The organism is Hydrogenophaga electricum (assembly GCF_030160815.1).
Classification (GTDB): domain Bacteria; phylum Pseudomonadota; class Gammaproteobacteria; order Burkholderiales; family Burkholderiaceae_C; genus Hydrogenophaga; species Hydrogenophaga electricum.
The window spans coordinates 26,824-47,483 of record NZ_BSPB01000010.1 but is presented as its reverse complement, the minus strand read 5'-3'; the positions used below and the strand labels follow the sequence as shown (position 1 = coordinate 47,483).

General features: G+C 65.9%; 17 protein-coding genes. 4 read left to right on the top strand and 13 right to left on the bottom strand.

Features of this window, described 5'->3' with window-relative positions:
• Nucleotides 1-29: 29 nt before the first annotated feature.
• The 5 genes from iscA to uvrB form a co-directional block, all read right to left on the bottom strand.
• On the bottom strand, nucleotides 30-353 hold the full coding sequence (gene iscA, locus QQK43_RS08630) for an iron-sulfur cluster assembly protein IscA (RefSeq protein ID WP_234265974.1): 324 nt from the start codon (nucleotides 351-353) through the stop codon (nucleotides 30-32).
• A 4-nt stretch (nucleotides 354-357) separates the two neighbouring features.
• Nucleotides 358-744 (bottom strand): Fe-S cluster assembly scaffold IscU, encoded by a 387-nt coding sequence (iscU, locus tag QQK43_RS08625; RefSeq protein ID WP_234265975.1) that lies wholly within the window; start codon nucleotides 742-744, stop codon nucleotides 358-360.
• 138 nt (nucleotides 745-882) lie between these two features.
• Nucleotides 883-2,100 (bottom strand): IscS subfamily cysteine desulfurase, encoded by a 1,218-nt coding sequence (locus QQK43_RS08620; protein WP_284307431.1) that lies wholly within the window; start codon nucleotides 2,098-2,100, stop codon nucleotides 883-885.
• Nucleotides 2,101-2,192: 92 nt separating this feature from the next.
• The gene (gene iscR, locus QQK43_RS08615) at nucleotides 2,193-2,729 is read right to left on the bottom strand and encodes a Fe-S cluster assembly transcriptional regulator IscR (protein ID WP_234265977.1); all 537 of its coding nucleotides are present in this window, start codon (nucleotides 2,727-2,729) and stop codon (nucleotides 2,193-2,195) included.
• Nucleotides 2,730-2,925: 196 nt separating this feature from the next.
• Nucleotides 2,926-4,965: an excinuclease ABC subunit UvrB gene (gene uvrB, locus QQK43_RS08610; RefSeq protein WP_234266027.1), complete on the bottom strand. Its 2,040-nt coding sequence runs from the start codon at nucleotides 4,963-4,965 to the stop codon at nucleotides 2,926-2,928.
• Nucleotides 4,966-5,213: 248 nt separating this feature from the next.
• Between uvrB and QQK43_RS08605 the strand changes: the two genes are divergently transcribed.
• The gene (locus QQK43_RS08605) at nucleotides 5,214-6,410 is read left to right on the top strand and encodes an amino acid aminotransferase (RefSeq protein WP_284307430.1); all 1,197 of its coding nucleotides are present in this window, start codon (nucleotides 5,214-5,216) and stop codon (nucleotides 6,408-6,410) included.
• Nucleotides 6,411-6,476: 66 nt separating this feature from the next.
• Here QQK43_RS08605 and ygiD read toward each other — a convergent pair whose 3' ends face one another.
• Nucleotides 6,477-7,319: a 4,5-DOPA-extradiol-dioxygenase gene (ygiD, locus tag QQK43_RS08600; protein WP_284307476.1), complete on the bottom strand. Its 843-nt coding sequence runs from the start codon at nucleotides 7,317-7,319 to the stop codon at nucleotides 6,477-6,479.
• A 199-nt stretch (nucleotides 7,320-7,518) separates the two neighbouring features.
• Between ygiD and QQK43_RS08595 the strand changes: the two genes are divergently transcribed.
• Together QQK43_RS08595 and rsxB are read left to right on the top strand one after the other, a co-directional pair.
• The gene (locus QQK43_RS08595) at nucleotides 7,519-8,868 is read left to right on the top strand and encodes a polyhydroxyalkanoate depolymerase (protein WP_284307429.1); all 1,350 of its coding nucleotides are present in this window, start codon (nucleotides 7,519-7,521) and stop codon (nucleotides 8,866-8,868) included.
• A gap of 52 nt (nucleotides 8,869-8,920) precedes the next feature.
• Nucleotides 8,921-9,580: an electron transport complex subunit RsxB gene (gene rsxB, locus QQK43_RS08590; protein WP_284307428.1), complete on the top strand. Its 660-nt coding sequence runs from the start codon at nucleotides 8,921-8,923 to the stop codon at nucleotides 9,578-9,580.
• A gap of 18 nt (nucleotides 9,581-9,598) precedes the next feature.
• Here rsxB and QQK43_RS23410 read toward each other — a convergent pair whose 3' ends face one another.
• The gene (locus QQK43_RS23410) at nucleotides 9,599-11,926 is read right to left on the bottom strand and encodes a methyl-accepting chemotaxis protein (protein WP_348533527.1); all 2,328 of its coding nucleotides are present in this window, start codon (nucleotides 11,924-11,926) and stop codon (nucleotides 9,599-9,601) included.
• A 104-nt stretch (nucleotides 11,927-12,030) separates the two neighbouring features.
• Nucleotides 12,031-12,372 carry a hypothetical protein gene (locus QQK43_RS08580; protein WP_234265981.1) on the bottom strand — a complete coding sequence of 114 codons (342 nt, stop codon included), beginning with the start codon at nucleotides 12,370-12,372 and terminating at the stop codon, nucleotides 12,031-12,033.
• Between the two features lie 187 nt (nucleotides 12,373-12,559).
• On the opposite strand from QQK43_RS08580, the gene QQK43_RS08575 reads away from it, so the two are divergent.
• Nucleotides 12,560-12,934: a cupin domain-containing protein gene (locus QQK43_RS08575; RefSeq protein ID WP_234265982.1), complete on the top strand. Its 375-nt coding sequence runs from the start codon at nucleotides 12,560-12,562 to the stop codon at nucleotides 12,932-12,934.
• A 71-nt stretch (nucleotides 12,935-13,005) separates the two neighbouring features.
• Here QQK43_RS08575 and QQK43_RS08570 read toward each other — a convergent pair whose 3' ends face one another.
• The 5 genes from QQK43_RS08570 to scpA form a co-directional block, all read right to left on the bottom strand.
• Nucleotides 13,006-13,515 carry a VOC family protein gene (locus QQK43_RS08570; protein ID WP_284307427.1) on the bottom strand — a complete coding sequence of 170 codons (510 nt, stop codon included), beginning with the start codon at nucleotides 13,513-13,515 and terminating at the stop codon, nucleotides 13,006-13,008.
• Nucleotides 13,512-15,563: an acetyl-CoA carboxylase biotin carboxylase subunit gene (locus tag QQK43_RS08565; protein WP_284307426.1), complete on the bottom strand. Its 2,052-nt coding sequence runs from the start codon at nucleotides 15,561-15,563 to the stop codon at nucleotides 13,512-13,514. Before QQK43_RS08565 ends, QQK43_RS08570 begins: the two co-directional genes overlap by 4 nt.
• 315 nt (nucleotides 15,564-15,878) lie before the next feature.
• Nucleotides 15,879-17,411 carry an acyl-CoA carboxylase subunit beta gene (locus QQK43_RS08560; protein WP_284307425.1) on the bottom strand — a complete coding sequence of 511 codons (1,533 nt, stop codon included), beginning with the start codon at nucleotides 17,409-17,411 and terminating at the stop codon, nucleotides 15,879-15,881.
• A gap of 27 nt (nucleotides 17,412-17,438) precedes the next feature.
• Nucleotides 17,439-18,434 carry a methylmalonyl Co-A mutase-associated GTPase MeaB gene (gene meaB / locus QQK43_RS08555; RefSeq protein ID WP_234265986.1) on the bottom strand — a complete coding sequence of 332 codons (996 nt, stop codon included), beginning with the start codon at nucleotides 18,432-18,434 and terminating at the stop codon, nucleotides 17,439-17,441.
• A complete protein-coding gene (gene scpA / locus QQK43_RS08550) occupies nucleotides 18,431-20,587 on the bottom strand; it encodes a methylmalonyl-CoA mutase (protein ID WP_284307424.1) in 2,157 nt (718 codons plus the stop codon). The genes meaB and scpA overlap by 4 nt, the downstream gene beginning before the upstream one ends.
• Between the last annotated feature and the right edge of the window lie 73 nt (nucleotides 20,588-20,660).

Here is a 20,660-nt window from a genome sequence, read left to right as displayed (position 1 = left end):
GCGGCTGGCTCAGGCTGTGCCCGAGGGTATCAGACGCGAAACGACTCGCCGCAACCGCAGCGATCGCGCTCGTTCGGGTTGTTGAAGCGGAAACCTTCGTTGAGCCCTTCGCGCACGTAGTCCAGCTGCGTCCCGTCGATGTAGGCCATGCTCTTCGGATCGATCAGCACTTTCACGCCGTTGTCCTCGAACACGACATCCTCAGGCGCAATCTCGTCGGCGTACTCCAGCTTGTAGGCCAGGCCGGAACAGCCTGTCGTCTTGACGCCCAGGCGCACCCCCACCCCCTTGCCTCGTTTGGCCAGGTAGCGGTTCACGTGCCGGGCGGCGGCTTCGGAGACGGTGACGGCCATGGGATCAGTTCACCCGCTTCTTGCGGTAGTCCTCGACCGCCGCCTTGATGGCGTCTTCGGCCAGGATGGAGCAGTGGATCTTGACCGGGGGCAGCGCCAGCTCTTCGGCGATCTGGCTGTTCTTGAGCGCCATCGCTTCGTCCAGCGTCTTGCCCTTGACCCATTCGGTCACCAGCGAGCTCGACGCGATGGCCGAGCCGCAGCCGTAGGTCTTGAAGCGTGCATCCTCGATCACGCCGGTGTCGGCATTGACCTTGATCTGCAGCTTCATCACATCACCGCAGGCCGGTGCGCCGACCATGCCGGTGCCCACCGTTTCGTCGCCCTTGTCGAAAGAGCCGACATTGCGGGGGTTTTCGTAGTGGTCCACCACTTTTTCAGAGTAAGCCATTTCAATCTCCTAAATGCTCCGGCCACGTGTGTTCGGAGGTTCCAACATCCAGAACGCCGCGGAACCGGCTTTGCCGGGCCGCCAGCGTTGCCCCCTGGGGGAGACGCGAAGCGGCGCGGGGGGGGGGGGGGGAATTCTTCAATGCGCCGCCCACTGGATGGTGGACAGGTCCACGCCATCCTTGAACATCTCCCACAACGGCGAGAGCTCGCGCAGCTTGGCCACGTTTTCCTTGATCGTGCCGATGGCGTAATCGATTTCTTCTTCGGTCGTCCAGCGGCCGATGGTCATGCGCAGGCTGCTGTGGGCCAGTTCATCGCTGCGGCCCAGGGCGCGCAGCACGTAACTGGGCTCCAGACTGGCCGAGGTGCAGGCCGAGCCCGAAGACACCGCCAGCCCCTTGATGCCCATGATCAGCGACTCGCCTTCGACGTAGTTGAAGCTCATGTTCAGGTTGTGCGGAATGCGGCGGGTTTCGTGTCCGTTGATGAACACTTCCTCGATGCCCTTGAGCCCGTCGAGCAGGCGATCGTGCAGCGCCTGGATGCGGCGGTTGTCTTCGTGCATCTCGGCTTTGGCGATGCGATAGGCCTCGCCCATGCCCACGATCTGGTGCGTCGGCAACGTGCCCGAGCGCATGCCGCGCTCGTGGCCGCCACCGTGCATCTGCGCCTCGATGCGCACGCGCGGCTTGCGACGCACGAACAGCGCGCCGATGCCCTTGGGGCCGTAGGTCTTGTGGCTCGTCAGGCTCATCAGGTCGACCGGCAGCGAAGCCATGTCGATGTCGATGCGCCCGGTGGCCTGTGCAGCGTCCACGTGGAAGATCACGCCCTTTTCGCGGCAGATGGCACCAATGGCCGGGATGTCTTGGATCACGCCGATCTCGTTGTTCACGAACATCACGGAGGCCAGGATGGTGTCGGGCCGGATGGCGGCCTTGAACACCGCCAGATCCACCAAGCCATCGGACTGCACGTCCAGGTAGGTGACCTCAAAGCCCTGGCGCTCCAGTTCGCGGCAGGTGTCGAGCACGGCCTTGTGCTCGGTCTTGACGGTGATGATGTGCTTGCCCTTGCCCTGGTAGAAATGGGCCGCGCCCTTGAGCGCCAGGTTGTTGGATTCGGTGGCACCACTGGTCCAGATGATCTCGCGCGAGTCGGCGCCGATCAGGGCGGCCACATGGCCCCGCGCGGTTTCCACCGCCTTCTCGGCTTCCCAGCCCCAGGCGTGGCTGCGCGAGGCCGGGTTGCCGAAATGCTCGCGCAACCAGGGAATCATGGCGTCCACGACGCGCGGATCGCAGGGCGTCGTGGCGCTGTAGTCCAGATAGATGGGAAAGTGCGGTGTGCTCATGGGGTCTCGGATGCTGGAATGTTCTGAACGTGTCTGCCGCCCTGCGCCGCCTCAGCGGCACGGCAGGGCCGGCACTGCGCCGGCGCGCCCGCTCACTTGGTCAGTGCCGTGCCGCCGAGGGCAAACACCGAATTGGGGGCGTTCACACGGATCGGTTTGACCACCGGGGTGCTGGAGATCGCGCGCTTGATCATGGGGGCGTTTTCCACCACCACGCCCTTGGCGATCTGCTCGTCGACCAGCGACTGCAGCGTCACGGAATCCAGGAAGTCGACCATCTTGGCGTTCAGCGCCGCCCACAGCTCGTGGGTCATGCAGCGATTGCCTTCGCCCAGACAGTTTTCCTTGCCGCCGCACTGGGTGGCGTCGATGGGCTCGTCGACCGACACGATGATGTCGGCGACGGTGATTTCGGCCGCTTTGCGACCCAGGGTGTAGCCGCCGCCGGGGCCGCGGGTGGATTCCACCAGCTCGTGCCGACGCAGCTTGCCGAACAGCTGCTCCAGATAGGACAGCGAGATCTGCTGGCGCTGGCTGATGGCGGCCAGCGTCACAGGTCCGTTGTTCTGGCGCAGGGCCAGATCGATCATGGCGGTGACCGCAAAGCGGCCTTTGGTCGTGAGGCGCATCTTCAAGCTCCTTGTATGTGGCTTGACCGTCGTTGGATGGTTGCCGGGAGCCTTGACTCCTGACGACCGCTTCTCCACCCACCCGACCACGGTGTCCGTGGTGCTTGGTTCAAAGGTTTCGCCGAAGGTTCCCGACTGTTTTTATCGAGTATACCACAATAGCCAAGTGGAATACTCGACTTAACCCGACCCAGCCTCAGGCCAGGGCGTCGTCGCCCGCGGCGCCCAGCACCCGGGCCTTGAGCTGGTGCAACTGGTCGCGAACGGCTGCCGCCTTTTCGAACTCCAGATTGCGGGCGTGCTCCATCATGAGCTTTTCCAGCCGCTTGATTTCCCGGGCCAGATCCTTTTCGCTCATGGCCTCGGCCTGTTCGCGCGCTGCGGCCTCGGTGGCCAGACGCTCCGCTTCCTTGCCCGACTTTTCGCTGTAAACCCCGTCAATCAGGTCTTTCACCCGCTTGACGACGGTGCGCGGCGTGATGCCATGGGCCTCGTTGTAGGCCATCTGCTTGGCGCGCCGCCGTTCGGTTTCATCCATCGCGCGGCGCATGGAATCGGTGATGCGGTCGGCGTACAGGATCGCCGTGCCACTCACGTTGCGCGCCGCGCGGCCGATGGTCTGGATCAGGCTGCGCTCGGCGCGCAGGAAGCCTTCCTTGTCGGCATCGAGGATGGCCACCAGCGAGACCTCGGGAATGTCCAGACCTTCGCGCAACAGATTGATACCCACCACCACGTCGAAAGCGCCCAGGCGCAGATCGCGGATGATCTCGACCCGCTCGACCGTGTCCACGTCCGAATGCAGGTAGCGCACCTTGACGCCGTTTTCCGTCAGGTAGTCGGTGAGCTGCTCGGCCATGCGCTTGGTCAGCGTGGTGATGAGCACGCGCTCGTTGCGCTCCACACGCAGGCGGATCTCCTGCAGCACGTCGTCGACCTGGTGCGTGGCCGGGCGCACCTCCACCACCGGATCGACCAGGCCGGTGGGCCGCACCACCTGCTCCACCACCTGGCCGGCGTGCGTCTTTTCGTATTCGGCCGGCGTCGCCGAGACAAAGATGCACTGGCGCATGCGCTGCTCGAACTCGGCGAATTTGAGCGGTCGGTTGTCCATGGCGCTCGGCAGCCGGAAACCGTATTCGACCAGCGTGGTCTTGCGCGCGCGGTCGCCGTTGTACATGGCGTTGAGCTGGCCGATCATCTGGTGGCTCTCGTCCAGAAACATCAGCGCGTCGCGCGGCAGGTAATCGGTCAGCGTGGGCGGTGGGTCGCCCGGCTGCGCGCCCGAGAGGTGGCGGGTGTAGTTCTCGATGCCTTTGCAGTGCCCCACTTCGCTGAGCATCTCGATGTCGAACCGGGTGCGCTGCTCCAACCGCTGCGCCTCCACCAGCTTGCCCATGCCCACCAGTTCCTTCAGCCGGGCGTCGAGTTCCTGCTTGATGGTCTCGACCGCACGCAGGGTCTTCTCGCGGGGCGTGACGTAATGGCTCGACGGATAGACCGTGAAGCGCGGCACCTTCTGGCGCACGTGGCCCGTCAGCGGGTCGAACAGCGCCAGCGACTCGATCTCGTCGTCGAACAGCTCGATGCGCACCGCCATCTCCGAGTGTTCGGCCGGAAACACGTCGATGACGTCGCCGCGCACACGGAAGGTGCCGCGGGCGAAGTCCTGCTCGTTGCGCGTGTACTGCATGCGGATGAGCTGAGCAATCAGGTCGCGCTGGCCGATCTTGTCGCCGTTGCGCATGATCAGCCGCATCTGCATGTAGTCCTCGGGCGTGCCGATACCGTAGATCGCGCTCACGGTGGCCACGATGACCACGTCGCGCCGCTCCAGCACGCTCTTGGTGGCCGACAGCCGCATCTGCTCGATGTGCTCGTTGATCGCGCTGTCCTTTTCGATGAACAGGTCGCGCTGCGGCACGTAGGCTTCGGGCTGGTAGTAGTCGTAGTAGCTGACGAAGTACTCGATGGCGTTCTTCGGGAAGAATTCGCGAAACTCGCTGTAGAGCTGAGCGGCCAGCGTCTTGTTGGGGGCAAAAACGATGGCCGGCCGGCCCAGCCGGGCGATCACGTTGGCCATCGTGAAGGTTTTGCCCGATCCGGTCACGCCCAGCAGGGTCTGGAACACCTCGCCATCCTGAATCCCCTCGACCAGCTGCGCAATGGCCGTGGGCTGATCGCCCGACGGCGGAAACGGCTGGAACAGCTCGAACGGCGAATCGGGAAAGCGCACGAATTCGCCCGCAGGCGGCGACGCTTCGGCGCGCGCCGGTGCGCTGTCGGAAAGGGGCGCTGAGCGGGAGGCGTTCACGGCGTTCGGTTCCAGGGGGCAGGACAAACCGATGAGTGTACGGCGCATGCCGGGACCGTGCACCGCCCGCGCAGGGCCGCCGGTAGAATGCCGGGTTGGGCTGTCGCCGGCTTCGGCTGCGCCGAACGCGATCCGCCCGCCCCTCCAATCCCGCACCGACCACACGCACCATGTCTCTGTTCTCCGCCGTCGAGATGGCTCCGCGCGACCCGATCCTGGGTCTGAACGAACAATTCGCCGCCGATACCAATCCCCACAAGGTCAACCTTGGCGTTGGCGTCTACTTCGACGACAACGGCAAGCTGCCGCTGCTGCAGTGCGTGCAGGCGGCCGAAAAGGCCATGATGGAAAAGCCCACCGCCCGTGGTTACCTGCCGATCGACGGCATCGTGGCCTACGACAACGCGGTCAAGGGCCTGGTTTTCGGCGCCGAGTCCGACGTGGTCAAAAGCGGCCGTGTCGCCACGGTGCAGGCCATCGGCGGCACCGGCGGCCTGAAGATCGGTGCCGACTTCCTTAAGAAGGTCAGCCCGAACGCCAAGGTCCTGATCTCGGACCCGAGCTGGGAAAACCACCGCGCCATCTTCACCAACGCCGGTTTCGAGGTGGGTACCTACGCCTACTACGACGCCGCCACGCGTTCGGTCAACTTTGACGGCATGCTGGCCGACCTGAACGCGGCCGCGCCCGGCACCATTGCCGTGCTGCACGCCTGCTGCCACAACCCCACTGGCTACGACATCACCGCGGCCCAGTGGGACCAGGTGATCGCCGTCGTCAAGGCCAAGGGCCTGACGCCCTTCCTCGACATGGCCTACCAGGGCTTCGGCCACGGCATCGCCGAAGACGGCGCCGTGATCGGCAAGTTCGTGGCCGCCGGCCTGGACATCTTCGTCTCCACCAGCTTCTCCAAGAGCTTCAGCCTGTACGGTGAGCGCGTGGGTGCGCTGTCGGTGGTCGCGGCCGACAAGGACGAAGCCGCCCGCGTGCTGAGCCAGCTCAAGATCGTCATCCGCACCAACTACTCCAACCCGCCCACGCACGGCGGCGCGGTCGTGGCGGCGGTTCTCAACAACCCCGAACTGCGCGCCCTGTGGGAAAAGGAACTGGCCGAAATGCGCGTGCGCATCAAGGCCATGCGCCAGAAGCTGGTCGATGGCCTGAAGGCCGCTGGCGTGCAGCAGGACATGGGCTTCATCACCACCCAGATCGGCATGTTCAGCTACTCGGGCCTGAGCAAGGACCAGATGGTGCGCCTGCGCAGCGAATTCGGCATCTACGGCACCGATACCGGCCGCATGTGTGTGGCCGCGCTCAACAGCAAGAACATCGACTACGTCTGCCAGGCCATCGCCAAGGTGATCTGAGCGCCGTCCGCGCCCGTCATCTCGCTGAAAAGGCCGCTCACCGAGCGGCCTTTTTCGTGGCGGCTCTCAGCGCCAGAGCATGGAGCGCATCGATATCGAGGCCGCCTGAAAGCCCTCGTTGAAGAATCGCACCGGCGCCTCGCTGCCGGAGCCCTCCTCCCCCACCACCGCACCGGCGGCGTAGAGCAGAGGCAGGTAGTGATCCCAGCTGGGGTGCGCCAGCTGCGCGGTGCGGCCCTGTTGCCGGAACCCGGACAGGTCACCCAGACGCCCCTGGGCCACCGCGTCCGCGACAAAGCGGTCGAACTCGATGGCCCAGTCGTAGGCCTGGTGGTCGCCAGCGCCGAAATTGAGGGCGCGCAGGTTGTGCACCACGTTGCCACTGCCCACGATCAGCACCCCCTTGCGCCGCAAGGCAGCCAGTTGCTGGCCAAGCGCGAAATGCGCCTCGGGCGGCTGGCCGTAGTCCATGCTGAGCTGGATCACCGGAATGTCGGCGGCGGGAAACATCGGCTTGAGCACCGACCAGGCGCCGTGGTCGAGCCCCCATTCGCCGGTGTCCAGCCCCAGCGGCTCACCCGATCCGGGCTGGCTCAGGGCCGTGCCGATGGCCTCGGCCATGGCCGGGGCTCCCGGCGCCGGGTACTGCTGATCGAACAGGATCTGGGGAAAGCCGCCGAAATCGTGGATGGTTCTGGGCCGTTCCATGGCCGTGAGGTGCCAGCCTTGCGTGATCCAGTGGGCCGAAATGCACAGGATCAGGCGCGGGCGCTCCCAGCCATCGAGCAATTCCGTGCCCAGCGACTGCCATTGGCGCCGCCAAGCGTTGTCTTCCACGGCATTCATCGGGCTGCCGTGACCCACAAAGAGGACCGGCAGGGGTGGCGTTTCCGGCCAGTCTGCCAGCATGCCCAGGTCCGTGGCGGGCACGGAAGTGTCGGAATCGTTCACGGAAAAACCCTCAATTGGACGCGGAAACGGAAAGGAAATACCCGCGGAATTCTTTCACGAAGGTGACAGGTCTGCGAGGCAAATTAGGTGTTTGCCCCCTCACGGCCCCAGGGGCATGCTGATATATTGCACTGCAACATAACCAATCGCCTCCCCCATGCTGTATCAGATCTACGAGACCCAGCGTTCCATCATGGAGCCGTTTTCCGACCTGGCCTCGGTCACGTCCAAGCTGCTCAACAACCCGCTGTCTCCCCTTGGCCACCTGCCGCTGGCGCAGCGCATGGCAGCGGGCTACGACCTGCTGCACCGCCTGGGCAAAGACTACGAAAAGCCCGAATTCGGCATCCATACCGTCGATGTGGACGGCGTGGACGTGGCGATCCACGAGCGCGTGGAAATCGACAAGCCGTTCTGCGAACTGCGCCGGTTCAAGCGTTTCTCCGACGACACGACCACCCTGGGCAAGCTCAAGGGCCAGCCGGTGGTGCTCATCGTGGCCCCGCTGTCGGGTCACTACGCCACGCTGTTGCGCGACACCGTGCGCACCATGCTCAAGGACCACAAGGTCTACATCACCGACTGGAAGAACGCCCGCCTGGTGCCCCTGTCCGAGGGTGAATTCCACCTGGACGACTACATCAATTACGTGCAGGAGTTCATCCGCTACCTGCAAAAGACCTACGGCAACTGCCACGTGATGAGCGTGTGCCAGCCCACGGTGCCCGTGCTCGCTGCGGTATCGCTGATGGCCTCGCGCGGCGAGACGACGCCGCTGTCCATGACCATGATGGGTGGCCCGATCGACGCGCGCAAGTCGCCCACGGCGGTCAACAACCTGGCCACGCAGCGCAGCTTCGCCTGGTTCGAGAACAACGTCATCTACCGCGTGCCCGACAAATTCCCCGGTGCCGGCCGGCGCGTCTACCCGGGCTTCCTGCAGCACACCGGCTTCGTGGCGATGAACCCCGACCGCCACCTGAACAGCCACTACGACTACTTCCAGAACCTCATCAAGGGCGACGACGCCAGCGCCGAGGTGCACCGCAAGTTCTACGACGAATACAACGCGGTGCTCGACATGGACGCCGACTACTACCTGGAAACCATCCACACCGTCTTCCAGGACTTCAAACTGGTCAACGGCACCTGGGACGTGCGCAACGAGCAGGGCCGCGTCGAGCGCGTGCGCCCGCAGGACATCGTGCACAGCGGCTTGCTGACGGTGGAAGGCGAGCTCGACGACATCTCCGGTTCGGGCCAGACCGCAGCGGCCCATGCGCTGTGCACCGGCATCCCGGCGGCCCAGCGCAAGCACTACGAAGCCAAGGGGGCCGGGCACTACGGCATCTTCAGCGGCAAGCGCTGGCGCGATCTGGTCTACCCGGAAGTCAAGGCCTTCATCCTGGCGCACCAACCCAGCCCCTCCGCGCCCGACGCGGCGGCGCAAGCCCCTGCCCGGAAGACCCCGGCGCGCAAGCGCGCGGTGCCGGCCAAGACGGCCTGAAACCCACCCGACCGGCCGCTGCACCGCGTGCCTGCGCCGGTATAGTCGGCTCATGAACGAACTGGCCCGCCGCATCGACGATGCCCTGCCCCAGACGCAGTGCACACGCTGCGGTTACCCCGATTGCGCCGCGTACGCCGAAGCCATCGCCGCCGGCGAAACCGCCATCAACCGCTGCCCGCCCGGAGGCCAGGAAGGGGTGGAACGGCTGGCCGCCCTCACCGGCCGGGCGGTGCAGCCGCTGGACCCGGATTGCGGCGTGGAAGGCCCGGTGACCGTTGCCGTCATCGACGAAAGCTGGTGCATCGGCTGCACCCTGTGCATCAAGGCCTGCCCCACCGATGCCATCGTGGGCAGCAACAAGACCATGCACACCGTCATCGACGCCTACTGCACCGGTTGCGAGCTGTGCATTCCCGTGTGTCCGGTGGATTGCATCGGTTTGGAACCGGTCGGCCAGGCCTCCGGCTGGGCGGCCTGGCCGGCCGCGCTGGCCGATCAGGCGCGCGACCGCTACCACCGGCGGCGGCAGCGTCTCGCGCGGGAGCAGAAGGAACACGAGGCCCGCCTGGAAGACAAGGCGCGCATGAAGCTGGCCGACCTGGCCGCCCATTCGCTGCACACCGACCCGGCCGTGCTCGACAAGAAAAGGGCCGTGATCGAGGCCGCCCTGGCCCGCGCACGGGCGCGGCGCGAGAGCCCCTCCGGCTAGAGCCCCTCGCTTCCGCCGTCAGGCCGTGCGAGAGATGCCGGTTTTGTAGATGCCGCAGCCCACGTACAGATCGTCCACGCGGGTCACGTACGACATCTTGGTCTGCAGCGCGCCGGTCACCGGATTGACGATGTTGTACTCCACCCAGCCCGGCTCCTGCTCCGCCTGCGCCACGATGTCTTCCAGCAGCGCCTGACCGTCCACGCCGGGAATGTCGTGCACGCTCGACCCGACCTTTTCCGGCTTGCCCCCGAAGGCCCGGTAGGTGCCTTGCCGGTCGAGCGCGAACACGTACATGTCGCGATCATGGAAGCCTTGTGCCGGATCGGTGATGGCCTGGGCGAAGGCGCCCGTACCATGGCGGCGGCGGTGCTCCAGCGCGCGGTCCACCAATTGCACGGCCTCTTCGGCCGTGCCTTGCTGCAACAGGAACGACGACACCGCCCGCGCCAAGTGGGAGGCCCGCCCCTCCAGCCGGTTGGCCTGCTCCACCGCACGCTCGACCATCTGGGCGTTGCGCTGGGTGATGGTGTCGAGCTGGCGCACAGCGGACGATATCTCCGACAGCCCGCTGCTCTGCTCGGCGCTGGCGGCCGAGATGAGCGACATGTTGCTGGCCACCCCGCGCACGCCGTCGACGATTTGCCGGATGTTGTCGCCGGCGCTGCGGATCTGTCGCACACCGTGCGCCACCTGGTTCGACGAGGTTTCAATCAGCACCCGGATTTCACGCGCTGCGGCCGCCGAGCGTTGGGCCAGCGAGCGGACCTCGCTGGCCACCACCGCGAATCCACGGCCCTGTTCGCCCGCCCGGGCTGCCTCGACCGCCGCATTGAGCGCGAGGATATTGGTCTGGAAGGACAGGCTGTCGATCACGCCGATGATCTCGTCCATCTGCTGGGCGCTCTTCTGGATCACCTCGACCGAGCTCACCGCTTCACCCATGCTGCGGGCGCCGGACTCGGCCACGTCGCGCACCTTCGCGGCCTGGGCATCGGAGTCGACGGCGGTGGTCGCGTTCTGCTGCACCGTGCTGGACAGCTCCTGCACGCTGGCCGCGGTCTGCTCCAGGCTGGCGGCCTGCTGTTCGGTCCGGTCGGCCAGGTCGCGGTTGCCGGCCGCCAGGCTCTTGCCGGCAAACGCCACCAGGGCCGAGTTGCTGCGCACCTCGGCCACCATCGCCGATAGGTTGGCGTTCATGCGGTCCAGCAGACCCGCCAGCTCGGCCAGTTCGTCGCGGCCGTGCACAGCGATGTGGGTGCGCAGGTTGCCGGTGGCCGTCTGCCGCATCACATCGATGGCTCGCCGGAAGTCGGTCACGAAGCTGCAATAGAACGACAGCATCAGGAACGCCACCAGCACGATCCCCACCGCCACAGCCACCAGGCTGTACAGGCGCAACTGCTTATCGCTGGCCAGGCGTGCCTGCAACAGAGTGAGCAGACGGTCCTGCACTTCCGCCTGGAAGGCGGTCACCGGCGCCATGGCACGCGTGCCGGCTTCGAAGTACTGCGCACCGGTCATCGCCGGGGCGCCGGAATCGGCAAACGCACGCCCGGATTCGGCCAGAAACGCCTCCACCCCCTTCATCGCCTCCGCGCCGTGCAGGTCGGACACCCCGTACCGCGTCAGGAACCCCTGCAGATACGCGATGTCAGCGGTGGCCTCGCGCGCATCGGTGATGCTGCTGACGATGCGCGTCCGCCAGACCGGATCGCGCTCAGCCAACCCAGCCTGGCTGGCGCCCAACCCACGCACCTGAGCCACCAGCTCGGCCCAGCGCGGCAAGTGGCTCACGGTCAGGTCCATCAGAAAATAGCTGGCCGGGTCGGGATCGAACAGCAGGCTCGACCGTTCGGCGGTGGTGTAGAGAAACAGCCGCAGCGCCCGCAGCGCCGCCGTGTGGCGGTCGAAGGCCTGCTGCGCCGAGGCATTCCCGGCGTCCCCGAGGCCCGCCAGTTGCGCGCGCAGCCGCCCCCATTCCGTCGCCAGATCGAAATCGGGCCGGGCGGTCACCGCGGTGTCCATGGCCTCCAGCGCGGCGCGCAGCCGCTCGCCGGTCTGAACCAGGGCCGCCTGCGCCCCAGCGTCGCCGGCGGCAAGCAGCAGCGTCTGCCCACGGTGCTTCTGCACTTCGGTGGTCACGCTCGCCAGCCGCTGGGCCAGGGCCATGCCATCGATCTCGGCCGCCGTGATACGGATCGTGCTGTTCAGGCGATGGGTCAGGGTCAGGCTGATGATGACCAGGGGCACGAACAGCACCAGCGCCAGCAGACCCAGTTTGGTCGGCAGATGCAACCGGCGCATCAATCGCGTGCCGATTCGCAAGGGGTTGAGCAGGATCATGCAAAGGTCTCCATGGGCGCCAGGGGACGCGACGCGCCTGGCATTCCTATCGGCGACCGGGCCTGCGGATTGAGAAAACCCCGGGGAAACCCCGATGGGCAACGTCAGTGCATGGGCGGCAGGCCTGGGCGCTGCGTCACAAACTGCCGGAAGAGCTGCGTCGCCAGCAGCCGCAAGGTGTCGTCGGGCAAATCGCTGGCGGCCGAAAGTTGGGCCAAGGCATAGCAGCGGTCGCCCCGCATCGATGCACGGTGCACGCTGAGACCATGGCGGGCCATGCGCCAGGAAAACTCATCCAGCACCGATGCGGACCAGGGCAACCGGGCCGCATCGTGCCCGCGCCAGCGTGCTGCCTGGGCGTGCCATCCCCCCGAGTCGGCCTGCGCGAGGACCACCGGCCGGGTCTCTTCGGCGGCTGTCGGGACAGGGGGCTTCCAGGGGTTCATCGTGCGCTCCTTGCGGGTCAGGGGCCTCCACCCAGAGTTCCCCACCACAGGAGATCACTGTAGAGCGCAGCGCCCGACTCCGGTGCCCGGAACAGACGGGCCATTTCCCCGCAGTCCCCCGGTTCGCACAGAGCGCCGGAACGCCCGGGCGCCCCGGTCCATGATCGTGTCCCCGACAATCACCACCATGACTTCCCCGACCACCCGCCTCATCAAACTGGACGCACAACCCGCCGGCACGCCCGACACCGATCACCCCCGCCCGGAGCGGCTGATCCGTGGCAACCCGCTGCGCGAAACCTGGAACCGGGTGGACGACCCTTTGGTGGCCGGCCAGGTGTACTGCGGGGTCTGGCGCTGCGAGCCCGGTCACTGGCGCATCGCCATGGGCCCGACCGAACGCGAGCTGTTCACGGTGCTACAAGGCCGCTGCCGGGTGCACGATGAACGGGGTGGCTTCGAGGAAGCCGGACCAGGTGAGGCCATCTACATTCCACCGGGCTTCGCGGGAGCCTTTGAGGTGCTGGAGCCCCTGACCAAGACCTACATGATCTGCGAATAAAAAAGCCCCGCTCGGCGGTCTGCCGGCGGGGCCTGTCTCCTCAGGCTCTTAAAAAAAGCGGCCGGCTACGCTCAAGCCGGCTGTGCCGCCAGTTGGGCAAACGCGCTCACCACCGCGGGCGGCGCCTGCACCAGCTCGATCAGCACGCCTTCCCCGCCGATGGGGAATTCGTCGTTGCCCTTCGGGTGCAGGAAGGTGATGTCGAAACCCGCCGCCCCCTTGCGGATGCCGCCGGGCGCGAACCGCACCCCTTGCGCGCTCAGCCACGCCACCGCCACCGGCAGATCATCGATCCACAGACCGATGTGGTTGAGCGGCGTGGTGTGCACCGCCGGCTTCTTATCCGGATCCAGCGGCTGCATCAGGTCGACCTCGACCTTGAAGGGGCCGGTGCCGATGGCGCAGATGTCCTCGTCCACGTTTTCGCGTTCGCTGCGAAAGGTGCCGGTGACCTCCAGACCGAGCATGTCGACCCAGAGCTTCTGCAGCCTGAGCTTGTCAGGGCCGCCGATGGCGATCTGCTGGATGCCCAGCACCTTGAACGGCCGCTCAGGGCGCAGCGCGGAAGTGTTGGGGCTCATTGCTCGAACTCCACGATGGGCTGGTCCACCACCAGCGACTCGCCCTTGCTCGCGAGCACCTTGCCCACGACACCGTCGGCCGCCGCGAACAGCACGTTTTCCATCTTCATGGCCTCGATCACGGCCACGCGCTCACCGGCCTGCACCTTCTGCCCCGGCTGCACGGCCACATCGACCAGCAGGCCCGGCATGGGCGAGAGCACGAACTTGCTCATGTCCGGCGGGGCCTTGAACGGCATGAGTTGGTGCAGCTCGGCCATGCGTGGCGACACCACCATGGTCTCCAGCTTGGTGCCGTTGTGCTGCACCACCAGGGCCAGCGGGTTCTTGGCCGAGCCGCGCTCCATCTGGGCCACGAAGGCCTGACCATTGACCTCGCCCGTGATGACGATGTCGTTCAGGCGCGAAGGCGAACTGATCTTGTAGCGCTTCTCACCCACCTGCACCGACGCATAACCCGTCTCGCCCACGAATTCGTCCACGTGCACCGGCGTGTAGCGGTGCTGGCCATCGGCCGCCAGACTGATCACGGTGTAGTCGCTGCCCACCTTCACGCCGTAACCCGGCAACTGGCCCGAGATGCCCGTGGCACGTTCGCGGCTCTTGCGGCGCACGAAGGCGGCCAGCGCGACCAGGAAATCGGCATCGCTGTGCGGCACGTCCTCGGCACGGAAGCCGTTCGCGTAGTGCTGGGCGATGAAGCCGGTGTTGAAAGCGCCCGAGACGAAGTCCGGGTGCGCCAGCAACGCGGCCTGGAACGGGATGTTGCTATTGATGCCGCGGATCACGAAGCCGTTGAGCGCCTCGCGCATCTTGGCGATGGCATCGTTGCGGTCCTTGCCGTGCACGATGAGCTTGGCGATCATCGAGTCGTAGAACATCGGGATCTCGCCGCCTTCGAACACGCCGGTGTCCACGCGCACGCCCTGCTTGTGGGCCGTGTCGGCCTGCCACATGGTTTCGACCGGCGGCGTGAAGCGCACCAACCGGCCGGTGGACGGCAGGAAATTGCGGAACGGGTCCTCGGCGTTGATGCGGCACTCGATGGCCCAGCCGTCGCGCTTGACGTCGGCCTGCGTGAAGGCCAGCTTCTCGCCAGCCGCCACGCGGATCATCTGCTCGACCAGGTCCAGGCCGGTGATGCACTCCGTCACCGGGTGCTCCACCTGCAGGCGGGTGTTCATTTCCAGGAAGTAGAAGTCCTGGTCCTTGCCGACCACGAACTCCACCGTGCCGGCCGACTGGTACTTCACCGCTTTGGCCAAGGCCACGGCCTGCTCGCCCATGGCCTTGCGCGTGGCGTCGGAGATGAAGGGCGACGGCGCCTCTTCGATCACCTTCTGGTGGCGGCGCTGGATCGAGCACTCGCGCTCGTTCAGGTAGATCACGTTGCCGTGGCTGTCACCGAGGATCTGGATCTCGATGTGGCGCGGCTGCTCGACGAACTTCTCGATGAAGATGCGGTCGTCGCCGAAGCTGTTGCGGGCTTCGTTCTGGCAGGCGGTGAAGCCTTCGAGCGCCTCCTTGTCGTTGAAGGCCACGCGCAGGCCCTTGCCACCGCCGCCGGCCGAGGCCTTGATCATCACCGGGTAGCCGATGCCCTTGGCGATCTCCACGGCCTGCTCGGCCGAGGGGATGGGGTCGTTGTAGCCGGGGATGGTGTTGACCTGGGCCTCGTTGGCCAGCTTCTTCGAAGCGATCTTGTCGCCCATGGCCGCAATGGAATGGGCCTTGGGGCCGATGAAGGCAATGCCTTCTTTCTCGCAACGCTCGGCGAAGGCTTCGTTTTCCGACAGGAAGCCGTAGCCGGGGTGGATGGCTTCGGCACCGGTCTTTTTCGCAGCCTCGATGATCTTGTCGGCCACCAGGTAGGACTCGCGCGAGGGCGCCGGGCCCAGCAGCACGGCCTCGTCGGCCAGGCGCACGTGGCGCGCTTCTTTGTCGGCCTCGGAATAAACGGCCACGGTAGCGATGCCCATCTTGCGGGCAGTGGCGATGACTCGGCAGGCGATTTCGCCGCGGTTCGCAATCAGGATTTTCTTGAACATGGAATTCTCCATTGCAGAAGTCAGTGGTTTTGGCTGGCCGTTGTTGCTGTGCCCGCAAGGAGCGGAGCGTGTGCGCCTCCGCTCATGTCCCCCGCCGGCCTGCGGCCGGCTCCTCCTTGACTTCGCTGCGGCACACCCGCCCCACTCCTCGCTGCGAAGGACTCAACGGGATGGCCGCATGGAACACGCCCCACACGCTCGGGTGGCGGGAGCGTTTTGCGCAGGTAAAGGAGGAGGCCGAAGGCCGGGGGACACGGAGCAAAACGCTCCCACCACCCGAGCCGATCCGGCGCGCAACAACGGCAGAAAGATGGATCACAGCGGCATGTTCCCGTGCTTGCGCCACGGGTTGTCGATCTTCTTGTCCTTGAGCATCACCAGCGAGCGGCAGATGCGCTTGCGGGTTTCGTGCGGCAGGATCACGTCGTCGATGAAGCCGCGCGCGCCGGCCACGAAGGGATTGGCAAAGCGGGACTTGTATTCCGCTTCGCGGGCAGCGAGCTTGGCCGGGTCCTTCTTTTCTTCGCGGAAGATGATCTCGACCGCGCCCTTGGCCCCCATCACCGCGATTTCGGCATTGGGCCAGGCCAGGTTCACGTCACCGCGCAGGTGCTTGGAAGCCATCACGTCGTAGGCGCCACCGTAAGCCTTGCGCGTGATCACCGTGATCTTGGGCACCGTGCATTCGGCATACGCGTACAGCAGCTTGGCGCCGTGCTTGATGATGCCGCCGTATTCCTGCGAGGTGCCGGGCATGAAGCCGGGCACATCCACAAAGGTGATGACCGGGATGTTGAACGCATCGCAGAAGCGCACGAAACGCGCGGCCTTGATCGAGCTCTTGATGTCCAGGCAGCCCGCCAGCACCAGCGGCTGGTTGGCCACGATGCCCACCGTCTGGCCGTCCATGCGGGCAAAGCCGGTGAGGATGTTCTTGGCGTAGTCGGGCTGGATCTCGAAGAAGTCGCCGTCGTCGACCGTCTTGAGGATCAGCTCCTTCATGTCGTAGGGCTTGTTCGGGTTCTCGGGCACCAGGGTGTCCAGGCTCGCATCGGCGCGGTCGATGGGGTCACCGCTGGGGCGCACGGGCGCCTTTTCCTTGTTGTTCAGCGGCAGGTAGTTGTAGAGGCGCCGCAGCATCAGCAGGGCCTCGACGTCGTTGTCGAAAGCACCGTCGGCGACACCGCTCTTGGTGGTGTGTGTGATCGCGCCACCCAGTTCTTCGGCGGTCACTTCCTCGTGCGTCACCGTCTTCACCACCTCGGGGCCGGTCACGAACATGTAGCTCGAGTCCTTGACCATGAAGATGAAGTCGGTCATGGCCGGCGAATACACCGCACCGCCGGCACTGGGCCCCATGATCATGCTGATCTGCGGAATCACGCCGCTGGCCATCACGTTGCGCTGGAACACCTCGGCGTAACCGCCGAGCGAGGCCACGCCTTCCTGAATGCGGGCACCGCCCGAGTCGTTCAGGCCGATCACCGGCGCGCCGACCTTCATCGCCTGGTCCATCACCTTGCAGATCTTCTCGGCGTGGGCCTCCGACAGCGCGCCGCCGAAGACGGTGAAGTCCTGACTGAAGACAAACACCAGACGGCCATTGATCATGCCGTAGCCGGTGACCACGCCGTCGCCGGGGATCTTGGTGTCCTGCATGCCGAAGTCGGTGCAGCGGTGTTCCACGAACATGTCCCACTCTTCGAAGGTACCTTCGTCGAGCAGGATTTCGAGGCGCTCACGCGCGGTGAGCTTGCCCTTGCCGTGCTGGGCGTCGATGCGCTTTTGCCCGCCGCCCAGGCGTGCGGCCGCACGCTTCTTTTCCAGTTGGTCCAGGATGTCTTGCATGGTGTGTGCTCCGGTGAAATCGGGGATCTAGTCGAACAGTTCGAGCAATTGGCGGGCGGCGGTCGACGCCGGCAGCCGGCCTTCGATGACGGCGCGGCCTGTCGATTCGAGCGCCTCGCGCACCTTCGGGTGCTCGCGAAAGCGTTGTTTGAGGCCGGCGTCGATGCGCTCCCACATCCAGGCGCGGGCCTGCTGCTGGCGGCGCACACCGAGGCGGCCGTTGGCGGTCTGAAGATCGCGGTACTGGCTCACGGCGGCCCAGAAGCTGTCCACGCCCTGCCCATGCAGAGCGCTCATCTGGATGACCTGCGGTTGCCAGAATGCGCTGCCATGCTCCGGATTGCCGTGCATGCCCAGCAGCCGCAGCGACGAGGTGATCTGCGCGCGCGCACGGGTGGCGGCGTCGGGGTCGATGTCGGCCTTGTTGATGACCACCAGATCGGCCAGCTCCATCACGCCCTTCTTGATCGCCTGCAGGTCGTCGCCCGCGTTGGGCAGTTGCAGCAGGCAGAACATGTCGGTCATGCCGTGCACGGCGGTTTCACTCTGGCCCACGCCCACGGTTTCTACGATCACCACGTCATAGCCGGCAGCCTCGCAGACCAGCATGGCCTCGCGCGTTTTTTCGGCCACGCCGCCCAGCGTGCCGCTGCTCGGGCTGGGGCGGATGTAGGCACTCTCGTGCACCGACAGGTGTTCCATGCGCGTCTTGTCGCCGAGGATGGAGCCTCCCGACACCGACGACGAAGGATCGATGGCAAGCACCGCCACGCGGTGGCCCTGCGCGATCAGGTGCAGGCCCAGCGCTTCGATGAAGGTACTCTTGCCCACGCCCGGCACGCCGCTGATGCCCAGCCGCAGCGACCGGCCGGTGTGCGGCAGCAGCGCGGTCAGCAGCGCATCGGCCTGCGTGCGGTGGTCGGCGCGGGTGGACTCCAGCAGCGTGATGGCCTTGGCCATGGCGCGGCGCTGGGCAGCAGACGTCCCCTGGACGATGCCCGCCAGAATCTGCTCTGGGGTCAAGCCACGGCCTTTTTGATCTGCTCCAGCACGTCCTTGGCGCTGGCCGGAATCGGCGTGCCCGGGCCGTAAACGCCCTTGACGCCCGCTTCGTAGAGGTAGTCGTAGTCCTGGCGCGGCACCACGCCGCCCACGAACACGATGATGTCGTCGGCGCCCTGCCTCTTCAGCTCGGCGATGATGGCCGGCACCAGGGTCTTGTGCCCGGCGGCCAGGGTGGACACACCCACGGCGTGCACATCGTTTTCGATCGCCTGGCGGGCACATTCTTCGGGTGTCTGGAACAGCGGGCCCATGTCGACGTCAAAACCCAGGTCGGCAAAAGCCGTGGCCACCACCTTGGCGCCACGGTCATGGCCGTCCTGGCCGAGCTTGGCGATCATCACCCGCGGGCGGCGGCCCTGTGCGGTGGCGAAGTCGGCGATTTCTTGCTTGAGCTGTTCCCAGCCCTCGGCGCTGTCGTAAGCGGCTGCGTACACCCCGGTCACCTTTTGTGTGTCGGCGCGGTGGCGCCCGAAGATCTTTTCCAGCGCATCGGACACCTCGCCCACCGTGGCGCGCAGTCGGATGGCCTTGATCGCCAGATCCAGCAGATTGCCCTGGCCGCTCTCGGCGGCTGCGGTCAGCGCGTCCAGCGCGGCCTGCACGGCCGCGCCGTCGCGCGTGGCCTTGATCTGCTGCAGGCGCGCGATCTGGCTTTCGCGCACCTTCACATTGTCCACCTCCAGAATCTCGACCGGGTCTTCCTTGGCGAGCTTGTACTTGTTGACGCCGACGATCACGTCCTTGCCCGAGTCGATGCGCGCCTGCTTCTCGGCCGCCGCCGCCTCGATCTTGAGCTTGGCCCAGCCGCTGTCCACCGCCTTGGTCATGCCGCCCATGGCGTCGACCTCTTCGATGATCTTCCAGGCCTCGTCAGCCATCTGCTGGGTCAGCGTTTCCATCATGTAGCTGCCGGCCCAGGGGTCGACCACGCTGGTGATGTGCGTCTCTTCCTGGATGATGAGCTGCGTGTTGCGCGCAACGCGGGCACTGAATTCCGTGGGCAGCGCGATGGCTTCGTCCAGCGCGTTGGTGTGCAGCGATTGCGTGCCGCCGAACACCGCCGCCATGGCCTCGATGGTGGTGCGCACCACGTTGTTGTACGGGTCTTGCTCGGTCAGGCTCCAGCCGCTGGTCTGGCTGTGCGTGCGCAGCATCAGGCTCTTGGGGTTCTTCGGGCCGAAGCCCTTCATGATCCGGGTCCACAAGAGGCGCGCGGCGCGCATCTTGGCGATCTCCAGATAGAAGTTCATGCCCACCGCCCAGAAGAAGCTCAGGCGGCCAGCGAAGGCGTCCACGTCCATGCCCTTGGCGATGGCGGTCTTCACGTACTCCTTGCCATCGGCCAGCGTGAAGGCCATCTCCAGCGCCTGGTTGGCGCCCGCTTCCTGCATGTGGTAGCCCGAGATTGAGATCGAGTTGAACTTGGGCATGTTCTGCGCCGTGTACTCGATGATGTCGCCGATGATCTTCATCGACGGCTCGGGCGGATAGATGTAGGTGTTGCGGACCATGAACTCCTTGAGGATGTCGTTCTGGATGGTCCCGCTCAGTTGGTCCTGGGAAACGCCCTGCTCCTCGGCCGCCACCACGTAGCCGGCCAGAATGGGCAGCACCGCACCGTTCATGGTCATGGAGACCGACACCTTCTCCAGCGGAATGCCGTCGAACAGGATCTTCATGTCTTCGACGCTGTCGATGGCCACGCCGGCCTTGCCGACGTCGCCCGTCACACGCGGGTGGTCGCTGTCGTAACCGCGGTGGGTGGCAAGGTCGAACGCCACCGACACGCCCTGGCCCCCGGCGGCCAGCGCCTTGCGGTAGAAAGCGTTGGATTCTTCGGCGGTGGAAAAGCCCGCGTACTGCCGGATCGTCCACGGCCGCACCGCGTACATGGTGGCCTGCGGGCCGCGGATGAAAGGCTCCAGACCGGGCAGCGTGTTGGCGTAAGGCAGGTCTTTCGTGTCTTCGGCGGTGTACAGCGGCTTGACGGTGATGCCGTCGGGTGTGACCCAGTTGAGCGCGTCCAGATCGCCCCCCGGCGCGGACTTCTGGGCCGCTTTCGTCCAGGCTTCAAGGGTGGCGGGGGTGAATTCGGGGTGTTGGGAACTCATGGGCGCTCGCAAAGACTTCGGTGGCGTCGTTGGAAAAAAGCCGGCTTGCCGGCCGTCGGCCGGGCGCTGTGAC

What these genes read in the sequence shown, in the direction of transcription:
- iscA (WP_234265974.1), bottom strand. Translation starts at nt 353, where the DNA reads ATGGCCGTCACCGTCTCCGAAGCCGCCGCCCGGCACGTGAACCGCTAC.
- iscU (WP_234265975.1), bottom strand. Translation starts at nt 744, where the DNA reads ATGGCTTACTCTGAAAAAGTGGTGGACCACTACGAAAACCCCCGCAAT.
- QQK43_RS08620 (WP_284307431.1), bottom strand. Translation starts at nt 2,100, where the DNA reads ATGAGCACACCGCACTTTCCCATCTATCTGGACTACAGCGCCACGACG.
- iscR (WP_234265977.1), bottom strand. Translation starts at nt 2,729, where the DNA reads ATGCGCCTCACGACCAAAGGCCGCTTTGCGGTCACCGCCATGATCGAT.
- QQK43_RS08605 (WP_284307430.1), top strand. Translation starts at nt 5,214, where the DNA reads ATGTCTCTGTTCTCCGCCGTCGAGATGGCTCCGCGCGACCCGATCCTG.
- ygiD (WP_284307476.1), bottom strand. Translation starts at nt 7,319, where the DNA reads ATGCTGGCAGACTGGCCGGAAACGCCACCCCTGCCGGTCCTCTTTGTG.
- QQK43_RS08595 (WP_284307429.1), top strand. Translation starts at nt 7,519, where the DNA reads ATGCTGTATCAGATCTACGAGACCCAGCGTTCCATCATGGAGCCGTTT.
- rsxB (WP_284307428.1), top strand. Translation starts at nt 8,921, where the DNA reads ATGAACGAACTGGCCCGCCGCATCGACGATGCCCTGCCCCAGACGCAG.
- QQK43_RS23410 (WP_348533527.1), bottom strand. Translation starts at nt 11,926, where the DNA reads ATGATCCTGCTCAACCCCTTGCGAATCGGCACGCGATTGATGCGCCGG.
- QQK43_RS08580 (WP_234265981.1), bottom strand. Translation starts at nt 12,372, where the DNA reads ATGAACCCCTGGAAGCCCCCTGTCCCGACAGCCGCCGAAGAGACCCGG.
- QQK43_RS08575 (WP_234265982.1), top strand. Translation starts at nt 12,560, where the DNA reads ATGACTTCCCCGACCACCCGCCTCATCAAACTGGACGCACAACCCGCC.
- QQK43_RS08570 (WP_284307427.1), bottom strand. Translation starts at nt 13,515, where the DNA reads ATGAGCCCCAACACTTCCGCGCTGCGCCCTGAGCGGCCGTTCAAGGTG.
- QQK43_RS08565 (WP_284307426.1), bottom strand. Translation starts at nt 15,563, where the DNA reads ATGTTCAAGAAAATCCTGATTGCGAACCGCGGCGAAATCGCCTGCCGA.
- QQK43_RS08560 (WP_284307425.1), bottom strand. Translation starts at nt 17,411, where the DNA reads ATGCAAGACATCCTGGACCAACTGGAAAAGAAGCGTGCGGCCGCACGC.
- scpA (WP_284307424.1), bottom strand. Translation starts at nt 20,587, where the DNA reads ATGAGTTCCCAACACCCCGAATTCACCCCCGCCACCCTTGAAGCCTGG.